The organism is Janibacter sp. UYMM211 (assembly GCF_040547045.1).
Lineage (GTDB): Bacteria > Actinomycetota > Actinomycetes > Actinomycetales > Dermatophilaceae > Marihabitans > Marihabitans melonis.
The window spans coordinates 281,817-298,803 of the sequence record NZ_JBEPOY010000003.1 but is presented as its reverse complement, the minus strand read 5'-3'; the positions used below and the strand labels follow the sequence as shown (position 1 = coordinate 298,803).

Annotated in this window: 15 protein-coding genes; 11 read left to right on the top strand and 4 right to left on the bottom strand. The window is 74.6% G+C overall.

Annotated elements, in window-relative coordinates:
• Positions 1-23: 23 nt before the first annotated feature.
• Positions 24-173 carry a DUF2613 family protein gene (locus tag ABIB53_RS10645; RefSeq protein ID WP_163562367.1) on the top strand — a complete coding sequence of 50 codons (150 nt, stop codon included), beginning with the start codon at positions 24-26 and terminating at the stop codon, positions 171-173.
• A 61-nt stretch (positions 174-234) separates the two neighbouring features.
• Here the strand turns inward: ABIB53_RS10645 and ABIB53_RS10640 are convergent, their stop codons facing one another.
• Complete coding sequence (locus ABIB53_RS10640; RefSeq protein WP_354588129.1) at positions 235-1,485, bottom strand: glycosyltransferase family 4 protein; 1,251 nt, start codon at positions 1,483-1,485, stop codon at positions 235-237.
• 62 nt (positions 1,486-1,547) lie between these two features.
• On the opposite strand from ABIB53_RS10640, the gene ABIB53_RS10635 reads away from it, so the two are divergent.
• From ABIB53_RS10635 to ABIB53_RS10625, 3 genes are read left to right on the top strand one after another with little or no spacing between them, the layout of a single operon-like run.
• Entirely contained in the window at positions 1,548-2,423 is an 876-nt protein-coding gene (locus ABIB53_RS10635) for a class I SAM-dependent methyltransferase (RefSeq protein ID WP_354588128.1), read from the top strand.
• Positions 2,424-2,433: 10 nt separating this feature from the next.
• Complete coding sequence (locus ABIB53_RS10630) at positions 2,434-3,165, top strand: class I SAM-dependent methyltransferase (protein WP_354588127.1); 732 nt, start codon at positions 2,434-2,436, stop codon at positions 3,163-3,165.
• Positions 3,132-7,277 carry an alpha-(1->3)-arabinofuranosyltransferase domain-containing protein gene (locus ABIB53_RS10625; protein ID WP_354588126.1) on the top strand — a complete coding sequence of 1,382 codons (4,146 nt, stop codon included), beginning with the start codon at positions 3,132-3,134 and terminating at the stop codon, positions 7,275-7,277. The genes ABIB53_RS10630 and ABIB53_RS10625 overlap by 34 nt, the downstream gene beginning before the upstream one ends.
• Here ABIB53_RS10625 and ABIB53_RS10620 read toward each other — a convergent pair.
• Positions 7,189-8,358: an acyltransferase family protein gene (locus ABIB53_RS10620; protein WP_354588125.1), complete on the bottom strand. Its 1,170-nt coding sequence runs from the start codon at positions 8,356-8,358 to the stop codon at positions 7,189-7,191. The genes ABIB53_RS10625 and ABIB53_RS10620 overlap by 89 nt on opposite strands.
• 93 nt (positions 8,359-8,451) lie before the next feature.
• Here ABIB53_RS10620 and ABIB53_RS10615 point away from each other — a divergent pair, with 93 nt between their 5' ends.
• The 5 genes from ABIB53_RS10615 (at position 8,452) to ABIB53_RS10595 (ending at position 12,866) form a co-directional block, all read left to right on the top strand.
• Positions 8,452-9,498 carry a GHMP family kinase ATP-binding protein gene (locus ABIB53_RS10615; RefSeq protein ID WP_191562822.1) on the top strand — a complete coding sequence of 349 codons (1,047 nt, stop codon included), beginning with the start codon at positions 8,452-8,454 and terminating at the stop codon, positions 9,496-9,498.
• Entirely contained in the window at positions 9,495-10,103 is a 609-nt protein-coding gene (locus ABIB53_RS10610; protein ID WP_354588124.1) for a D-sedoheptulose-7-phosphate isomerase, read from the top strand. The genes ABIB53_RS10615 and ABIB53_RS10610 overlap by 4 nt, the downstream gene beginning before the upstream one ends.
• A complete protein-coding gene (locus ABIB53_RS10605) occupies positions 10,100-10,663 on the top strand; it encodes a D-glycero-alpha-D-manno-heptose-1,7-bisphosphate 7-phosphatase (RefSeq protein WP_354588123.1) in 564 nt (187 codons plus the stop codon). Before ABIB53_RS10610 ends, ABIB53_RS10605 begins: the two co-directional genes overlap by 4 nt.
• Positions 10,664-10,798: 135 nt before the next feature.
• Positions 10,799-11,872: a cell envelope lipid trafficking protein PgfA gene (pgfA, locus tag ABIB53_RS10600; protein ID WP_148041564.1), complete on the top strand. Its 1,074-nt coding sequence runs from the start codon at positions 10,799-10,801 to the stop codon at positions 11,870-11,872.
• 1 nt (position 11,873) lies between these two features.
• Complete coding sequence (locus ABIB53_RS10595; RefSeq protein ID WP_201466785.1) at positions 11,874-12,866, top strand: UDP-glucuronic acid decarboxylase family protein; 993 nt, start codon at positions 11,874-11,876, stop codon at positions 12,864-12,866.
• Between the two features lie 11 nt (positions 12,867-12,877).
• Here ABIB53_RS10595 and ABIB53_RS10590 read toward each other — a convergent pair whose 3' ends face one another.
• Positions 12,878-13,684 (bottom strand): class I SAM-dependent methyltransferase, encoded by an 807-nt coding sequence (locus tag ABIB53_RS10590; RefSeq protein WP_354588122.1) that lies wholly within the window; start codon positions 13,682-13,684, stop codon positions 12,878-12,880.
• A gap of 211 nt (positions 13,685-13,895) precedes the next feature.
• Between ABIB53_RS10590 and rpsA the strand changes: the two genes are divergently transcribed.
• Together rpsA and coaE are read left to right on the top strand one after the other, a co-directional pair.
• Positions 13,896-15,389: a 30S ribosomal protein S1 gene (rpsA, locus tag ABIB53_RS10585; protein ID WP_068276069.1), complete on the top strand. Its 1,494-nt coding sequence runs from the start codon at positions 13,896-13,898 to the stop codon at positions 15,387-15,389.
• A gap of 89 nt (positions 15,390-15,478) precedes the next feature.
• Complete coding sequence (coaE, locus tag ABIB53_RS10580) at positions 15,479-16,390, top strand: dephospho-CoA kinase (RefSeq protein WP_354588121.1); 912 nt, start codon at positions 15,479-15,481, stop codon at positions 16,388-16,390.
• On the opposite strand, the gene ABIB53_RS10575 is transcribed toward coaE, so the two are convergent.
• Positions 16,387-16,983, bottom strand: a complete 597-nt coding sequence (locus ABIB53_RS10575; RefSeq protein ID WP_354588120.1) for a CHAP domain-containing protein — start codon at positions 16,981-16,983, stop codon at positions 16,387-16,389. The genes coaE and ABIB53_RS10575 overlap by 4 nt on opposite strands.
• Positions 16,984-16,987: the final 4 nt, after the last annotated feature.

Here is a 16,987-nt window from a genome sequence, read left to right as displayed (position 1 = left end):
CGGAACCCACGAGAGGACGTGCAGTGAACAACGACAACAAGGTCGCCTACAACGTCGCCGGCGCTGTCATCGGCGCGTTGCTCGCCGCCGTCGCGATCTTCTCGATCGTCCAGGTCCAGAGCAGCGCCCAGACGCCGCAGGAGCACACCCGGCTGATCTCGTACGACAGCTGAGCCCCACGCATCACGAAGGGGGAGGACCGGGCCGGTCCTCCCCCTTCGTCGTGCCCGGCGGTCAGGCCCGCAGCGGCTCCGGCTCGGGCAGACGGTGCTCCAGCGCCGCGTCACGGGGCGCGAGGAGGGCGTCGAGGTCGATGACGTCGTCCTGGTGGCGCGGGGCCAGCCCGAGGACCGAGGCGATGACGTGCTCGAGGCGCAGCCCGGTGCGGTGCCAGTCGAAGGACGCGGCGTAGGTGCGCGCCGCCCGACCGAGGTCCTCGCGCAGGCACGGGTCGTCGAGCAGGGTGCGCACGTGCTCCTCGAGCTGGGCCCGGTTGTCCGCGAGCAGGCCGGTGCGGCCGTGGACCATCGACTCGCTCGGCCCGCCGGCGAAGGAGTACGCGACCGCGGGCGTGCCGTGCAGCCCGGCCTCGACGATCGTCAGGCCCCAGCCCTCCTTGTGCGAGGGCATGACGACGACCCAGGAGGTCGCGAGCAGCCGGTGCTTGTCCTCCTCGCTGACGAAGCCGTGCATCCGCACCCGGTCGGCGACCCCGCGCTCTCGGGCGTGCGCGACGATCTCGTCGGCCCAGTAGCCGTCGCCGACGACGTGGAGCACGAGACCGGGGTGGTCGACCTCGAGCTCGGCGAGGAGGTCGACGGCCTGCTCGACGTGCTTGTGCGGCACGAGGCGGCCGAGGAAGAGCAGGCTCGGCTCCGGGGTGCGGGGGAGCGCGGCGTAGGTGTCGAGGTCCGCGGGTCGGTCGTTGCCCGAGTACACGAGGTCGACCCGCTCGCGGTCGACGCCGAGACCGACGAGCTCGTCACGGGTCGAGCGCGAGACGGTGACGTAGCGGCTGCGCCGGTAGACCCGGGGGGCCAGGCGAGACTCGAGCGCCCAGCCGAGCCGGGCCAGCCGGGGGCCGAAGACCGCCGACCACTGGTCCTTGTGGACGTGGTGGACGACGTCGATGACCGGGACGGGCGAGACGAGCGGTGACCAGAAGGGCACGCCGTTCTGCACGTCGAGGACGACGTCGTACTCGTGACCGTGGCGCAGGACGTGCCACAGCCCGTGGAGGTAGCAGGTGAAACGGCCCCCGCGGCGGCGCACGACGACGTCGCCGTGGCGGTCCTCGCGTCGGGCCCCGGGGAAGCGAGCGGTGTGGATGACGACCTCGTGGCCCTGCGCCGTGAGGACCTCGGAGGTGCGCTCGGTGAATGTCTCCGCGCCCCCGGCCTCGGGGTTCTCCCGGTCGCGCCACGACAGGTAGAGGATGCGCAGCGCCCCGTCGGCGCGGCTCGTCGTCGAGCTCCGTCGTGCCACCTGGCCCTCGTCCTCCCGTTCGGCCACCGGGGCGCCCCCGGTGCGACGGTTAGGGTAACCCCGTGGGTTACCGGACGGTAGGCGAAGGGCGGTCGCGGGCGTGTGAGATCTGCCGCTCGTGGAGCCGGGGCTGGGCGATCGGCCGCGACCAGGTCCTGTGGCGGTGCGAGGAGTGCGGTCATCTCGAGCGCGACCTCGAGCACTGCCCGGCGACCCACCGCGATCTGGCCTACGGCGGGGAGGCCACCCTCGACCGGGTCCGTCTCGACCTCACCTACCGGCTGCTCGTGCGCGGCGGCGTCCCCGCGTCGGTCTTCGAGATCGGCCACGGCGCCGGGCACCTGCTGCGCCGCTTCCTCGACGACGGCGCCCAGGTCGCCGGCGTCGACCCCGACCAGCTGGGGGTCGACGTCGACCCGGAGGTGGCGCGCCGCGGACGCCTGCACCGCGGCGGTGTCGAGGATCTCGTCGGCGAGGACCTCGGCCGGCACGACCTCGTCTACGGCATCCATGTCGTCGAGCACGTCGCCGACCCGGCGGCGACCTTCGCCACGGCCCGCGCCCTGCTGCGACCCGGCGGCACGCTCAGCCTCATCACCCCTGCCGGCGACTCGAGCGGTCTGCGCCTGCACGGCGAGCACTGGTGGATGCTCGAGGACCCCACCCACGTCCGCTTCTTCACGGCGCGCTCGCTCGCCCGGGCCGCTCATGACGCCGGCCTCGTCGACGTCGAGGTGCGCCGCCCGGTCCTCGACAGCCTGAGCGTCGACGTCGCGAGCCTGGCCCGACGCCGGGGGCGGCCGGCGCCCGGTGGCGTCCTGGCCTCGCGCCCGGTGCTCGCGGCGTCGGTGGCGAGCGTGCCGGCCGTCGTCGTCGCCCGGCTGGCGCGCCCGGCGCTGCGCCCGACCCTGCAGCTCGTGGCACACGCGCCTGCGTGATGATGGCGCCGTGAGCGACGACGTGCGGCGACCCGTGCCCCGGCGCGGCCTGCGCCGCTCGGTGCGGCTCTTCCGCGTCTTCCTGCTCGAGCAGAGCGAGCCCGACGCCTTCTACTCCGCTCTCGCGCACGACTCGCGCGACCTGCTCGCCGAGTGGGTCGACCTCGACGGCGCGAGCCTCGTCGACGTCGGCGCGGGCCCGGCCGACTTCGCGCGGGTCTTCCGCGAGGCGGGCGCCCGCTACGTCCCGCTCGACCACGACCCGACGGTGGCCTCGGTGCGCGACGGGGGCGTCGTGGGCGACGCGTCCCGGCTGCCGCTCGCCGACGGCAGCGTCGACGTCGTCTTCTCCTCCAACGTCTGGGAGCACGTGCGCGACCCGCGCGGGGTGGCCGACGAGATGCTGCGGGTCACCCGGCCGGGCGGGGTGGTCCTCCTCAGCTACACGAACTGGCTGTCCCCGTGGGGCGGTCACGAGACCTCGCCGTGGCACTGGCTCGGCGGGGAGCGCGCCGTCCGCCGCTACGCCCGGCGCCACGGCCACCCGCCGAAGAACAGGGTGGGCGAGACCCTGCACCGGGTGAGCGTCGCCGACGGACTGCGGTGGGCGCGCGCGAGCGGCGCCGAGGTCCTCGTGGCCCGCCCGCGCTACCTGCCCGACGCGGCCCGTCACCTCCTGCGCGTCCCGGGGCTGCGCGAGGTGCTCACGTGGAACCTCCTGCTCGTCCTGCGCCGGCGATGAGCGCCGCCCACGACGAGCGCGTCGCGGTGCTGCGCGCCCGGTGGCAGCGCCTGCTCGTCGTCGCCGGGCTCGCGCTCCTGCCGTGGCTCGTCGCCCCGGGGCGGGTGCAACCGGACACGAAGCTCGATCTCACCGTCTCGCCGTGGCGCTACCTCGAGCGCTCCACCCACGCGTGGAGCACCCACAACGGCGTCGGCGAGCTGCAGAACCAGGCGTACGGCTACCTCTTCCCCATGGGGCCGGTGCACGGGGTGCTCACGAGCCTGGGGATGCCCGCCTGGGGGGTGCAACGGGTGTGGTGGGCGCTCGTGCTCGTCGTCGCCGTCCTCGGCGCCGAGCGCCTGCTGCGTCGCCTCGGCGTCCCCGGCACGGTGCCGGCCCTGCTCGGGGGTGCGCTCTACGCGCTCTCGCCCCGGGTGCTCACCATGCTCTCGGAGAGCTCGGTCGAGCTGTGGCCCTACGCGCTCGCCCCCTGGCTGGTCCTCGTCGTGCTGCCCCTCGCCGACCCGGCCGCGGGGTGGCCCGAGCTGCGTCGCTCGGCGGTGCTCACCTCGGCGCTCACGGTCTGCCTCGGCGGGGTCAACGCGACGGTCGACCTCTTCGCCCTCGCCCCGGCAGCGCTGTGGGTCCTCGCCGCCGCGCGAGGTCGCACCCGGCGGCGGGCCGTCGGGCTGTGGCTGCTCGCCGTGCTCGTCGGGTCCGCCTGGTGGCTCGCCCCGCTGCTCGTGCTCGGCCGGTACTCCTACCCCTTCCTGGACTACATCGAGCTCGCGGCGACGACGACCGGGGTGACCGGCGTCGTCAACGTGCTGCGCGGAGCGGACCACTGGCTGGCCTACATCCTCACCGACGCCGACCACCCGGTGTGGCAGTCGGGCTGGGTCCTCGCGCAGAGCGCCGTGGCCGTCGTCGCCACGTGCGTGCTCGCCGGGCTCGCGCTCGCCGGGCTGCTCGCCCACCGGGCCGCGCCGGACGTCGGACGCGAGGCAGACCGCGACGTCGCGCCGGACCGCGACCCCGTCGCCGCTGCCTCGCGTCGGTGGGCGCTCGTGTGCCTGCTCCTCGGCGTCGTCGTCATGGCGATCGGTCGCACGGGCACCGCCTCGGGACCCCTCGCGCCGCTCGTGCAGGACCTGCTCGACGGACCGGCGGCGCCGCTGCGCAACGTCCACAAGGCCGACCTGCTCGTCCGCCTCCCGCTCGCGCTCGGCGCGGCGCTCCTCGCCGCCCGGGTCGGCTCGCCGGTCCCGGGCCGGCGGGTCCTGCGCCAGGCCGGCGCGGTCGCGCTCACCCTGGCCGTCGTCGGGTCGGTGCTGCCGGTGTGGCAGGGGCGGGTGGCCGACGCCTGGGGGTACGAGCGCATCCCGCTCGAGGTGCGCCAGACGGCGGGCGACCTCGACCGCGCCGCGCAGCGCGACGGGGGGAGCACCCTCGTCCTGCCCTCGGCCCGGATGGCCCACCTGTCCTGGGGACGCACGAACGACGAGCCGCTCAGCGCGCTCGCCGAGAGCCCGGTCCTCGTCCGGGCGGCCGCGCCGCTCGGCCACCCCGGGTCGACCCGCCTCGTCGACCGGGTCGACCGCCTCGCGTCCTCCGGGCGGGCCCAGCCCGAGCTCGCGTCGGCGCTGCGCCGGCTCGGGGTGAGCCGGGTCGTCCTGCGCTACGACGGCGCACCCGACGAGCCGACGTCCGACCCCTTCGCCATGGAGGCCGCGCTCGTCGCGAGCCCGGGGATCGAGCACGTGCGCACCCGAGGGGCCGGTCGCACCGCCCTCACCCAGTGGGCGGTCGACCCCGACCCGGCGGTGACGGAGGGGGTGCGCAGCGACCCCGTGGGCGCGGTCACCGTGGCCGCCGCCTCGCCCGAGGGCGTGCTCGACCTCGAGGCCACCGGCGTCGTCCGCCCCGGTGCGCCGGTCGTGCTCGCTGGCGACGCCGGGCCGCTGGGCCGGGACCCGCAGGTGGTCACCGACACCCTGCGGTGGCAGCTCTACAACGCCGGGCGACCCGTGGCCTCCGCGACCTCCCCGACCGTCGCCCAGGACGACCCCCGGCCGGGGACGACCGGGGCCCGGGCCCTGCCCCCCGGCGACGTCCTCGGCCGGGCGACGACGCGGACCTGGCCCGGGTACCGCTCCGTCGAGGTCAGCTCGACGGGCGCCGACCCCTTCGCCGGGGCCCGCGCCCCGGCCTCGGCGGGCCCGGGAGCCCTCGTCGACGGCGACCTCACGACGACCTGGGTCAGCGACCCGGACGACCCCGACCCCCGCGTCGTGCTCGAGCCCGACCGCCCTCTCGACGGGGGCGCGACCCCCGTCGTCGTCACGGTGCCCGACGGCCCCGCGCGGCCCGCACGGCTCGCGGTGAGCATCACCGGCGGGAGCGCTGCGGGCTACCGCGACGACGTGGCCGTGCCCGCGACCGGCCGGCGGGTCACCCTCACGGTGCCCTCCGGCGGGCAGCGCGTCGAGATCGCGCCGCAGCGAGCCGCGGGCAGCTCCGTCGTCGGGCTGAGCGAGGTCGACCTCGGTGCGACGCCCACCTACCCGTGGACCCGGCGCGCGGGGACCGCGCTCACCCTGCCCGCCGCGCCCGGGGCCGAGGCCGCGCTGCTCACCCGGGACCCTCGGGCAGACGCGTCGACCGCCCAGGGCGAGGACCCGGCGAGCCTGCGGCGCAGCGTCTCCGGCCTCGACGGCGATCTCGCGGTGACGGCCTGGCTGCGCCCGCGCCCCGGTGCGGCCCTCGAGCACCTCCTCGACCGCGGGTGGGACCTCGCGGGCAGCACGCGCGGCGACCAGGACGACGTCGGCGCGTCGCTGCGCTCCAGGCCGGGGGCGGCACTCGACGGCGACCCGCAGACGCGGTGGCAGCCCGACCCGGGTGAGGACCGGCCCCGCCTGGTCGTCGACCTCGGCTCGGCCCAGCCGGTGAGCCAGATCAGGCTCGGAGCACGTCTGGGCGGCCTCGTGCGTGTCACCACCGACACCGGCGCGTGGCTCGTGCCCGCGCAGGCCGGGGCTCTCGACGTGCCGGCGGGCACGACGCGGCGCGTCGAGCTCGTCTTCGAGCGGTCCGGCGAGTGGGTGGCGCCGGAGGTCGAGCTCGTCGGTCCGGCCCGCACCGCGGCGGGACCGGTGACGACGGCGTGCGGGCAGGCCGGTCGCGTGCGCGTGGACGGCGCGGCCGTCGACCTCGAGGTGACGGCGAGCCCGGACCAGCTGATCGCCGGGACGGTCCTGCCCGCCCGGACCTGCACGGCAGCGGCGCCCGTCGCGCGCCCGGAGGGCATCGCCCTCGAGGCCGTCGCCGGCGAGGCCTTCGTGCCCGAGCGGGTGCTCCTGCGCACCCCCGGGGCCCAGCCCGGCACCACGCCGACGCCGGGCCGCGCCGTCGAGGGCGTGAGCGGCGAGGCCGAGGACCGGACGATCACCCTCGGCGCAGGCGGTGACAGCGTCCTGACGACCGACCAGGGCGCCAACCGAGGGTGGCGAGCGACCGACGCCGAGGGGCGGGTGCTGCGCCCGGTGACGGTGGACGGGTGGCGCCAGGGCTTCGTCGTGCCGGCAGGGGAGGCCGGCGCCGTCCGGGTGGACTTCGTGCCGTCGACGACCCACCGGGCCGGGCTCGCGGTCGGCGGGCTGCTCGCGGTCGTCGCGCTCCTCGCCGGGGCGGCGAGCCTGCTCGGCGGGCGTCGCCGGTCCGTCTCGGCCGCGGCGGCGCCCGTCTCGGTCGCCGGGCCCGACACGGGCCGACGCGTAGCCGACGAGCCCATCACCGCGGGACCCGCGCCGGTGTGGGCGGCACCGCTGCTCGCCGCCCTCGTCGGGCTCCTCGTCGCCGGGCCTCTCGGACTGCTCGCGGCGGCGGCCGCCTCGCTCGTGCCCGCGCGGACGCGCAGCGCCGCCGTCGTCACCCTCCTCGGCGTCGCGGGGGTGGCCCTGGCCGTGCTCGGGGTCGCCGAGCGGCAGTCCCTCGGCGCGCTCGCCGCCCAGCTCCTCGGCAGCGCCGTGCTCGGGCTCGTCAGCGCGGGGCTGCTGCGCCCGCGGACGACCCGACCGGCTCCTGCCGCAGACGCCGCAGGGCCGGACGCTCCACCCCCACCCAGGTGAGCGCGGCGAGCCCGAGGCTGATGACGAGCACCGCGACGAGCAACCACCCCGCGGGGACGGCGAAGAGCGGCAGCGAGAGCGTGGTGAAGAGCACCTGCAGCACGAGGACGTGCCACAGGAAGACGCCGTACGACAGGTCGCCGGCCCAGCGGGCGGCCCCGGCTGCGGGGGACGCGCGGACGCGCTCGTCGACGCCCCTCGCGAGCGCGGCCGCGAGGAGCAGCGCGGCGAGCACCGCGTAGAGCAGCTCCTTGGCCACCGCCTCGGCCGGCGACGGCGCGACGAGGTCACGGGGACCGGCGAGCGGGGTGCACGCGACGAGCAGGACGAGACCGGCCGTGAGCAGGAGCGTGCCGGGGCTCGTCGCGACCGTCTCGCGCAGCGCGCCCCAGCGGGCGGGCAGGGCTGCGGCGTCGAGCGAGACGACCGCGGCCACCAGCCCGACGGCGAACCACGCCGCGTGCCCGACGACCGACGTCGCGAGCGGCCCGGACCACCCGGCGCCGGGGGCCGAGGCGGCCAGGGCCTGGACGGCGAGGCCGACGAGGGCGAGGACGAGGACGCCGCAGAGGACGGCCCGCCCGCGCGCCGCGGCGGGCAGGCGGCGCAGGAGGACGCCGAGGGCGCCCGCCGCGAGGGGGAGGAGCACGTAGAAGCACACCTCGGTCGTCAACGACCACGTCTGGGTGAAGGACTGGAGGGTCGGGCCGAGGAGGCCCTGCCCGACGACGAGGTGCACGAGCACCGTGCGCACCGACACCGGGTCGGCGGCACGACCGCCGATGACGAGCGCGGCGAGGACCACGGCCGCGAGGACGAGCAGGTAGGCCGGCAGGATCCGCACGGCCCGGTGGCGGGCGTAGCGCGCGATCCGAGCGGGGGGCGGGTCGTCGGCCAGCGCCCGGGCGAGCGCGGGGCGCCCCAGGAGGTAGGCGGAGATCGCGAAGAAGAGCGCGACCCCGCTGTCGCCGCGGGCGGCGAGCGCCCCGAGCACGCCGTCGCGGGACGCGCCCGACCAGAAGCCCACGTGCGAGACGAGGACGAGCAGGGCGCCGACGCCGCGCAGCGCGTCCAAGGTCACCACCCGATGCCGCTGCACGTGTCCCACCACCCCGTCGTCCTCACCTACTCTTCGGTAGTCACGAGCCAGTGTGGACTACGAGAGAGGGACGTCATGGATGCGGTCCGGCCGGTGCTGCGCGCCCGCGCCCCCCTTCGCGTCTCCTTCGCCGGAGGCGGCACCGACGTCTCCCCCTTCCCCGAGCGCGAAGGGGGAGCGGTCCTCTCCGCGACGATCAGCAGCTATGCCTACGCGACGCTGCGGCCGCGATCGGACGGCCGGATCACCGTCGAGTCCCACGACTACGGCACCTCCATCGGCTACGAGGTCGGCGGGCCGGTGGTCTTCGACGGGCAGCTCGACCTGCCCAAGGCCGCGATCAGCCGGATCATGGCCTTCGACGGGGCGATGGAGTCCCAGGGCTTCGACCTCTTCCTGCACACGAACGCCCCGCCCGGCTCCGGTCTGGGGAGCTCGAGCGCGGTCATGGTCGCCGTGATCGACCTCGTCGCGCGCCACTGCGGCATCCACCTCGACCCCTACGAGATCGCCGCCCTGGCCTACCGGCTCGAGCGCGACGACCTCGGCATCCCCGGGGGCTACCAGGACCAGTACGCGGCAGCCTTCGGCGGCTTCAACTTCATGGAGTTCCGCGGCGAGGGCGACGTCGTCGTCAACCCGCTGCGCGTCCAGGCCGACACGGTGCACGAGCTCGAGCACAACATGCTCCTCGCCTACACGGGTCGCACCCGCGTGAGCGACCACATCATCGAGGACCAGGTGACGCGCTACGAGAGCGGCGAGCACGAGGCGGTCGCCGGGCTGCGCGCCCAGCGCGACCTCGCCGACGCGATGAAGATCGCCCTGCTGCGCGGCCGGGTCGACGAGGTGGGCCGCCTCCTCGGCGAGGCCTGGCGCGAGAAGCAGCGGATGTCGACGCGCATCGCGACGCCTCTCATCTCCGAGGCGGTCGAGAGGGCGCTCGAGGTCGGCGCGCTCGGCGGCAAGGTGACCGGCGCCGGCGGGGGTGGGCACATGATCTTCATCTGCGAGTTCGAGCGGCGGCACATCGTCGCCGACACCCTCATCGGCATGGGGCTCTCGGTCTCGGAGTTCACCTTCACCCAGCACGGCGTGACGACGTGGCGGGGCCGGCGATGAGCGCCGACGTCGTCGCCGCCCGGCTGCGGGCCGGGACGCTCGCCTGGTCCCGCCTCGCCCGAGACCTCGCCGAGCCCGCGCTCGTCGCCCAGGTCGAGGCGGCCGGCTCGGTCGTCGTCGAGGCGCTGCACGAGGGCCGGACCCTCCTCGTCGCCGGCAACGGCGGCTCGGCGGCCATCGCCAGCCACGTCGCCGCGGAGTTCCTCGGCAAGTGCGTCCACGACCGCCACCCGCTCCCGGCGATCTCGCTCGCCGAGTCGCACAGCTCGCTCACCGCGATCGGCAACGACTACGGCTTCGAGCAAGTCTTCCTGCGCGGGGTGCAGGCCTTCGGCCGCGAGGGCGACGTGCTGCTCGCGATGTCGACCTCGGGAGCGAGCCCGAACGTCCTGCTCGCCGTCGAGGAGGCCCACGCCCGCGGCCTGCGCACGGTCCTCATGGTCGGGGAGCGGGGCGAGGGCCGCCGCGGGCTGGCCGAGCACACGCTCGTCGTGCCCTCGGACGAGACCCCGCGCATCCAGGAGGTCCACATGCTGTGGGCCCACGCGTGGTGCGAGGCGGTCGACGAGGTCCTCGCCGACGAGGCGGGGACGCGCTGTCCGTGACCGGCCCGCACCCGGCCGACGGGCCGCCGATCCCGCCGGCGGGGGAGGGCGCCCCCTTCGACCTCGTGCTCCTCGACCGTGACGGGACGCTCAACGTCCAGGTCGTCGACGACTACGTGAGGGAGCCCGGCGGGCTGCGCCTGCTGCCCGGCGCGGCGGCGGCCGTGGGGCGGCTGCGTGCCGCGGGCTGCCGGGTCGTCGTGGTCACCAACCAGCGCGGCGTCTCGCGCGGGCTGATGACGCTCGCCGACCTCGACGCCGTCCACGGGCGTCTCGAGAATGGGCTGGCCGCGGAGGGCGCCGCGCTCGACGCCGTCCTGTCGTGCGTGCACGCGGCGGGGGAGTGCGGGTGCCGCAAGCCCGCGCCGGGTCTGCTCGACGAGGCCTTCCGGCGCGCCCCGTGGGCCGCGCGCGAGCGCAGCGTCCTCGTCGGCGACAGCTGCTCCGACCTCGCCGCGGCGCGCGCCGCCGGCGTCCCGGCCCGTCGGGTCGGGCCGGGAGGCGCGGCCCCGTCGCTGCTCGACGTCGTCACCGACCTCCTCGGCGGGCGCGACGGCTGATCCCGCGGGCGGCGCACCGCGCCGACGACCGGTGCGGCGGTGTGACGTCCCCTACGCTGTGCGCAGGTTCCGGGCCGCGCGATCTCAGTGCTACTGTCCGGTAGGTTTTGCTGGCGGACCAAGGAGGGTTCACACGTGCGCAAGGTTCTTCCGGCAGTGGTCATCGGGCTCGGTGCATTCCTGCTGACGATGGGTCTGCTGCTCAAGTTCGTGGCCTACCCGCGCCTGGCCGTCGTCCCCCTCGACATGAACACGCAGGCCGTCGTCGTCGACGACGACGCGAGCTTCTTCGACGCCGACAACGTCAAGCCCGCCACGGGCAAGCTGACGACGATCTCCACCGTCATCGGCGACCCGCAGGCCTCCGAGGACGCCTCGGAGCAGACCGGGCGCAAGGTCGCGGTGTGGGAGCTCGGGCAGAAGTCGGACAACAACGACGACAACTACCCGATGTCCGCGAGCACGGAGCGCGTCGCCTTCGACCGGACCACCGGCGAGGCGATCAACTGCTGCGAGGAGAACGTCGACGGCACCCAGGTGACCCACGAGGGCCTCGTCGTGAAGTTCCCCTTCGACACCCAGCCGGTCGACACCTACCGCTGGTGGGACGGCAACACCAAGGCGGCCTACCCCGTGAAGTACGAGGGCGAGGACGAGGTGCAGGGCATGGGCGTCTACAAGTTCACGACCGACGTGCCGCTGACGAAGTACGCCACCCGCGAGCTGCCCGACTACGCGCTGGGCCTCAAGGACGCCGGCCCGATCCAGGCCGACCGCTACTACTCGAACAAGCGCACCTTCTACGTCCAGCCCGCGACCGGCGTCATCATCGACCGCGTCGAGGAGCAGCACCAGGAGTTCCGCGCCCCGGGTGCCGAGACGCTCGACGCGCTCGACACGACGTCGCGCTTCACCCAGGAGACGGTCGACGCCAACGTCGAGGAGTACAAGTCCAAGGGCGCGCTCCTCGCCGCCGTCAACGGCCCGGCGTCCTACGCGATGATCGTCCTCGGGGTGCTGCTGCTCCTCGCCGGCGTGCTCCTCTCGCTCGTCCTCGGACGTCGCCGCCGCGAGGACGCCGCCCATGCGCAGCCCGCCTACGCCGGCACCCCGGCCTACTACGACAGCCCGGCCCACGGGGACGCCCCCGCGCCGGTCGACCCCGACCAGGACACCGTGCGGCGCTCGGACCTGCGGCGCGACGGCTGACGTGCGGGTCGTCGTCACGGGTGGCGCCGGGTTCCTCGGCTCCCACCTGTGCGAGCGGCTGCTCGCACGCGGTGACTCGGTCGTCTGCCTCGACAACTTCGTCACGGGGTCGGCGGCCAACCTCGCCCACCTCGCGCACGACCCGCGCCTCGAGGTCGTCGAGGTCGACGTCACCGACGACATCGACGTGGCCGGCGAGGTCGACCTCGTCCTGCACTTCGCGTCGCCGGCAAGCCCGGTCGACTACCTCAAGCTGCCGATCGAGACGCTCACGGTGGGCTCGATCGGGACGCTCCACGCGCTTGACCTCGCCCAGCGCACCGGCGCCCGCTTCGTGCTCGCGTCGACCTCCGAGGTCTACGGCGACCCGGCGGTGCACCCCCAGCCGGAGAGCTACTGGGGCAACGTCAACCCCGTCGGGCCCCGCGGGGTGTACGACGAGGCCAAGCGCTTCGCCGAGGCGATCACGCTCGCGTACCGCACGACCCACGGGGTCGACACGGGGATCGTGCGGATCTTCAACACCTTCGGTCCCCGGATGCGGCCCAACGACGGTCGGGCCATCCCCAACTTCATCCGTCAGGCCCTCGCCGGCGAGCCGGTGACCGTCGCCGGGGACGGCAGCCAGACCCGCTCCATCTGCTACGTCGACGACCTCGTCGACGGCATCCTCGCGATGGCGGACTCAGGGCATGCCGGTCCGGTCAACATCGGCAACCCGCACGAAATCTCGATGCTCGCCCTGGCGCGCTGGGTCATCGAGCTCACCGGCTCGAGCTCGAGCGTCGAGCACATCGCCCGACCCGTCGACGACCCCACCGTGCGCCAGCCCGACACGACCCTCGCTGTCGAGCTCCTCGGCTGGCAGCCGCGGGTCGAGATCGAGGACGCGCTGCAGCGCACCATCGAGTGGTTCCGCCAGGAGGCCGCCCACGGCCTCGACCTGCCGCCGCTCACGCCCGACGACACCGAGCACATCCTCTCGGGCCACTGACCCGGTCGGTCCTAGAGCGGCTTGTCGGCGACGACGACGAGCGTGCCCGGCAGGTGCTCGCCGCGCAGGGGCGACCAGCCGCCCCACGTCTGCGTGTTGCGCGCCGGCCACTCCGGCTCGACGAGGTCGACGAGGGTCAGCCCGGCGCTGATGACCTCACGGACGCGGTCGCCGACGGTGCGGTGGTGCTCGACGTAGCTCACCTCGCCGAGGTCGTCGCTCTCGACGTACGGCGTGCGGTCGAAGTAGGAGCCGTGCGCGACCAGCCCCTCCGGGCCGGGGACGTCGGGGAAGGCCCACCGCACGGGGTGGCTCGTGGAGAAGGCCAGCCGGCCGCCGGGGCGCAGGACCCGCGCGAGCTCGTCGACGAGGGCTTGGCTGTCGGCGACGAAGGGGGTCGCGCCGTACGCGCTGAGGACGACGTCGAAGGACTCGTCGGCGAAGGGGAGGCGCTCCGCCGGGCACTGGACGAGGAGGGGGCGGGGTCGGTCGGGCGACGCCGCGTCGATGAGCGCCGCCGTGCGCAGCATCCCCATCGACAGGTCGGTGGACACGACGCGCGCCCCCTGGTCGGCGGCCCAGCGCCCGCCCTGCGCTCCGCCGCAGCCGAACTCGAGGACGTCGAGACCGTCGAGGTCGCGCTCGATGCAGCCGAGCTCGTGCTCGTGCCAGCCCTCGGGGCCCCACACGAGGTCGCGGTCGCCGAGGAAGGCGCCGTGCTCGAGGTAGTAGTCGAGGGCCTCGGCGTCCCACCACCCGCGGTTGGCGACGGAGGTCTCGTCGGGGTCGGACGGGCGACGGTCGACGCCGTGGGTCATCGCTCTCCTCGTGCGCTCGGGCGGCTTTTGGTGGTGGGTCCTCGTGTGGCTAGGATGGAGGGGTCTTTCCTGTGCTCCGCCCCGATCCTCCTCGGACCGCCGGCGCAGCCCACGGGGACATCGCAACTGTGGCACACGCACCACCTGCCGCAGGCGCACCCCGCACCACCTGTCCGCACAACGAACCTGTCCGCAACGGAGCTCCTACTACATGACTGCCACCACGGTCCCCGCGACCGCCCCCGAGATCGCTGTCAACGACATCGGATCTCAGGAAGACCTCCTCGCTGCCATCGACGCCACGATCAAGGACTTCAACGATGGCGACATCGTCGAGGGCCACATCGTCAAGGTGGACCGCGACGAGGTGCTGCTCGACATCGGCTACAAGACCGAGGGCGTCATCCCCTCGCGCGAGCTGAGCATCAAGCACGACGTCGACCCCGGCGAGGTCGTCGCCGTCGGTGACGCCGTCGAGGCCCTGGTCCTCCAGAAGGAGGACAAGGAGGGTCGTCTCATCCTGTCCAAGAAGCGTGCGCAGTACGAGCGCGCCTGGGGCACGATCGAGAAGATCAAGGAGGAGGACGGCGTCGTCACCGGCTCCGTCATCGAGGTCGTCAAGGGTGGTCTCATCCTCGACATCGGCCTGCGTGGCTTCCTCCCCGCCTCCCTCGTCGAGATGCGTCGCGTCCGCGACCTCCAGCCGTACGTCGGCAAGGAGATCGAGGCCAAGATCATCGAGCTCGACAAGAACCGCAACAACGTCGTGCTCTCGCGTCGTGCGTGGCTCGAGCAGACCCAGTCCGAGGTGCGCACCACCTTCCTCAAGGAGCTGCAGAAGGGCCAGGTCCGCACGGGCGTCGTCTCCTCGATCGTCAACTTCGGTGCCTTCGTGGACCTCGGTGGCGTCGACGGTCTCGTCCACGTCTCCGAGCTGTCCTGGAAGCACATCGACCACCCTGGCGAGGTCGTCGAGGTCGGCGACGAGGTCACCGTCGAGGTGCTCGACGTCGACATGGACCGCGAGCGTGTCTCCCTGTCGCTCAAGGCGACGCAGGAGGACCCGTGGCAGCACTTCGCCCGGACCCACGCGATCGGTCAGGTCGTCCCGGGCAAGGTCACCAAGCTCGTCCCCTTCGGTGCGTTCGTGCGCGTCGAGGACGGCATCGAGGGCCTCGTGCACATCTCCGAGCTGGCCGAGCGCCACGTGGAGCTGCCGGAGCAGGTCGTCCAGGTCGGCGCCGAGATCTTCGTCAAGGTCATCGACATCGACCTCGAGCGTCGCCGCATCTCGCTGAGCCTCAAGCAGGCCAACGAGGACGGCGCGAACCTCACCGAGTTCGACCCGACGCTCTACGGCATGGCCGCCGAGTACGACGAGCAGGGCAACTACAAGTACCCCGAGGGCTTCGACTCGGAGACCAACGAGTGGCTCGAGGGCTACGAGACGCAGCGCGAGGCCTGGGAGAAGCAGTACGCCGAGGCGCACGCCCGTTGGGAGGCGCACCGCGCCCAGGTCGAGAAGTCGGCCGCCGACGACGCGGCTGCCGCCGAGTCGGGCGAGTCGACGAGCTCGTACTCCTCGGACAGCGCCCCGTCCACGAGCAGCCAGGCCGCCCCGGCGTCCTCCGGTGGCTCCGCCGGGGGCACCCTCGCCTCCGACGAGGCGCTCGCGGCTCTGCGCGAGAAGCTCACCGGCAACTGACCTCAGGTCACCCCGTGCGAAGGGGGCCGCGCACCGCTCGGTGCGTGGCCCCCTTCGTCGTCTCCGCGGGCCCGCCTACAGTGGCGGCCATGCTGCACGTGGGACTCACCGGTGGGATCGGGTCGGGCAAGTCGAGCGTCGCGCGACGGCTCGCGGAGCTCGGCGCGGTCGTCGTCGACGCGGACCAGGTGGCCCGCGACGTCGTGGCGAAGGGGGAGCCCGCCCTCGCCGCGGTCGTCGAGCGCTTCGGCCCGCAGGTCCTGCGACCCGACGGCGAGCTCGACCGGCCGGCGCTCGGACGGGTCGTCTTCGCCGATCCGGAGGCGCTGCGCGCGCTCGAGGGCATCACCCACCCCGCCGTGTGGGAGCGCACCGCACGGCTGCGCGAGGAGGCCGCGGGCGCGGGCGCCGCGGTGCTCGTCCACGACATGCCGTTGCTCGTCGAGAAGCAGATGTCGCCCGAGTACCACCTCGTCGTCGTCGTCGACACCCCCGTGGAGACGCGCGTGCGCCGGCTCGTCGAGCACCGGGGGATGCCCGAGGAGGACGCGCGCGCCCGGATGCGCTCGCAGGCCGGCGACGAGGCCCGCCGCGCCGCCGCCGACGTCGTGCTCGACAACGACGGCACCCCGCAGGAGCTCGTCGAGCAGGTCGACCGCCTCTGGCGCGAGCGGCTCGCCCCCTTCGCCGAGAACCTGCGCACAGGGACCCCGGCCGCGCGGGACGACCAGCCGGCGCACGACGGCCCCGACGAGCACCGCGGTGCCCGGCTCGCCGCTCGCGTCGCGCACGTTCTGGGGGAGCGGTCCGCGCAGGTCGTGCCGGTGCCGTCGACCAGGGGCGTCGAGCTCGAGGCCGCCCTGCGGCCAGGGGGCGCCGAGGGCGACCTCGTCGGCCTGCTGGCCGCCGCGGGATACGTGCGCGACGACACCTCGGCGGAGGAGCACGTCTACCTCGGGTGCGACCCCGGTCAGACGGTGCGGCTGCGGCTCGTCCCCTAGCCGCGGCCGGGCAGGCCGTAGCCGACGAGACCGGGCTGGGTGAGCGAGAGGTGACGGACCTTGATGGCGTCGCCCTCGTTGCCGCCGACGGTGACGACGTCGTGCCCGCGCCGGGTGACGAGGAAGTGGACGTGCTCGCCGGGCATCGACCCCTTCGCCCAGACGAGCAGGTCACCGGGGACGGGCACGTACCCGCTCCCGGCCTCGCGGAAGCGCCCGGTGCCGCGCAGGTGATCGGTGAGGGTGAGGACGCCCGGGATGCGCCAGCCGCCCGACGCGGGGTTGCGCAGCGGGACCCCGGCCTCGCGCAGGACCCACGAGGCGAAGTCGGCGCACCACGGCTCGACGACGCCCTCGGCGTACCTCGTGCCGGGCCCCTGGTCGGCGTGCTCGGCCCGTGCCGTCGCAAGGACGCGGCGACGCGTGGGCGGCAGACCACGGGGGATCGCCGGGAAGTCCGGGTCGACCTGGCCGAGGGTGGGTCTAGCCGGCCGCTGCGTCGCGGCGACCGGTGCGCAGGCCGCGAGCAGGCCGAGCGGTGCGGCGGCGAGCAGCGCCCGCCGACCGGGTCCGCGTCCGTCCCCCCGTGCCATGGAC

What these genes read in the sequence shown, in the direction of transcription:
- ABIB53_RS10615 (WP_191562822.1), top strand. Translation starts at nt 8,452, where the DNA reads ATGGATGCGGTCCGGCCGGTGCTGCGCGCCCGCGCCCCCCTTCGCGTC.
- ABIB53_RS10610 (WP_354588124.1), top strand. Translation starts at nt 9,495, where the DNA reads ATGAGCGCCGACGTCGTCGCCGCCCGGCTGCGGGCCGGGACGCTCGCC.
- ABIB53_RS10590 (WP_354588122.1), bottom strand. Translation starts at nt 13,684, where the DNA reads ATGACCCACGGCGTCGACCGTCGCCCGTCCGACCCCGACGAGACCTCC.
- rpsA (WP_068276069.1), top strand. Translation starts at nt 13,896, where the DNA reads ATGACTGCCACCACGGTCCCCGCGACCGCCCCCGAGATCGCTGTCAAC.
- coaE (WP_354588121.1), top strand. Translation starts at nt 15,479, where the DNA reads ATGCTGCACGTGGGACTCACCGGTGGGATCGGGTCGGGCAAGTCGAGC.
- ABIB53_RS10575 (WP_354588120.1), bottom strand. Translation starts at nt 16,983, where the DNA reads ATGGCACGGGGGGACGGACGCGGACCCGGTCGGCGGGCGCTGCTCGCC.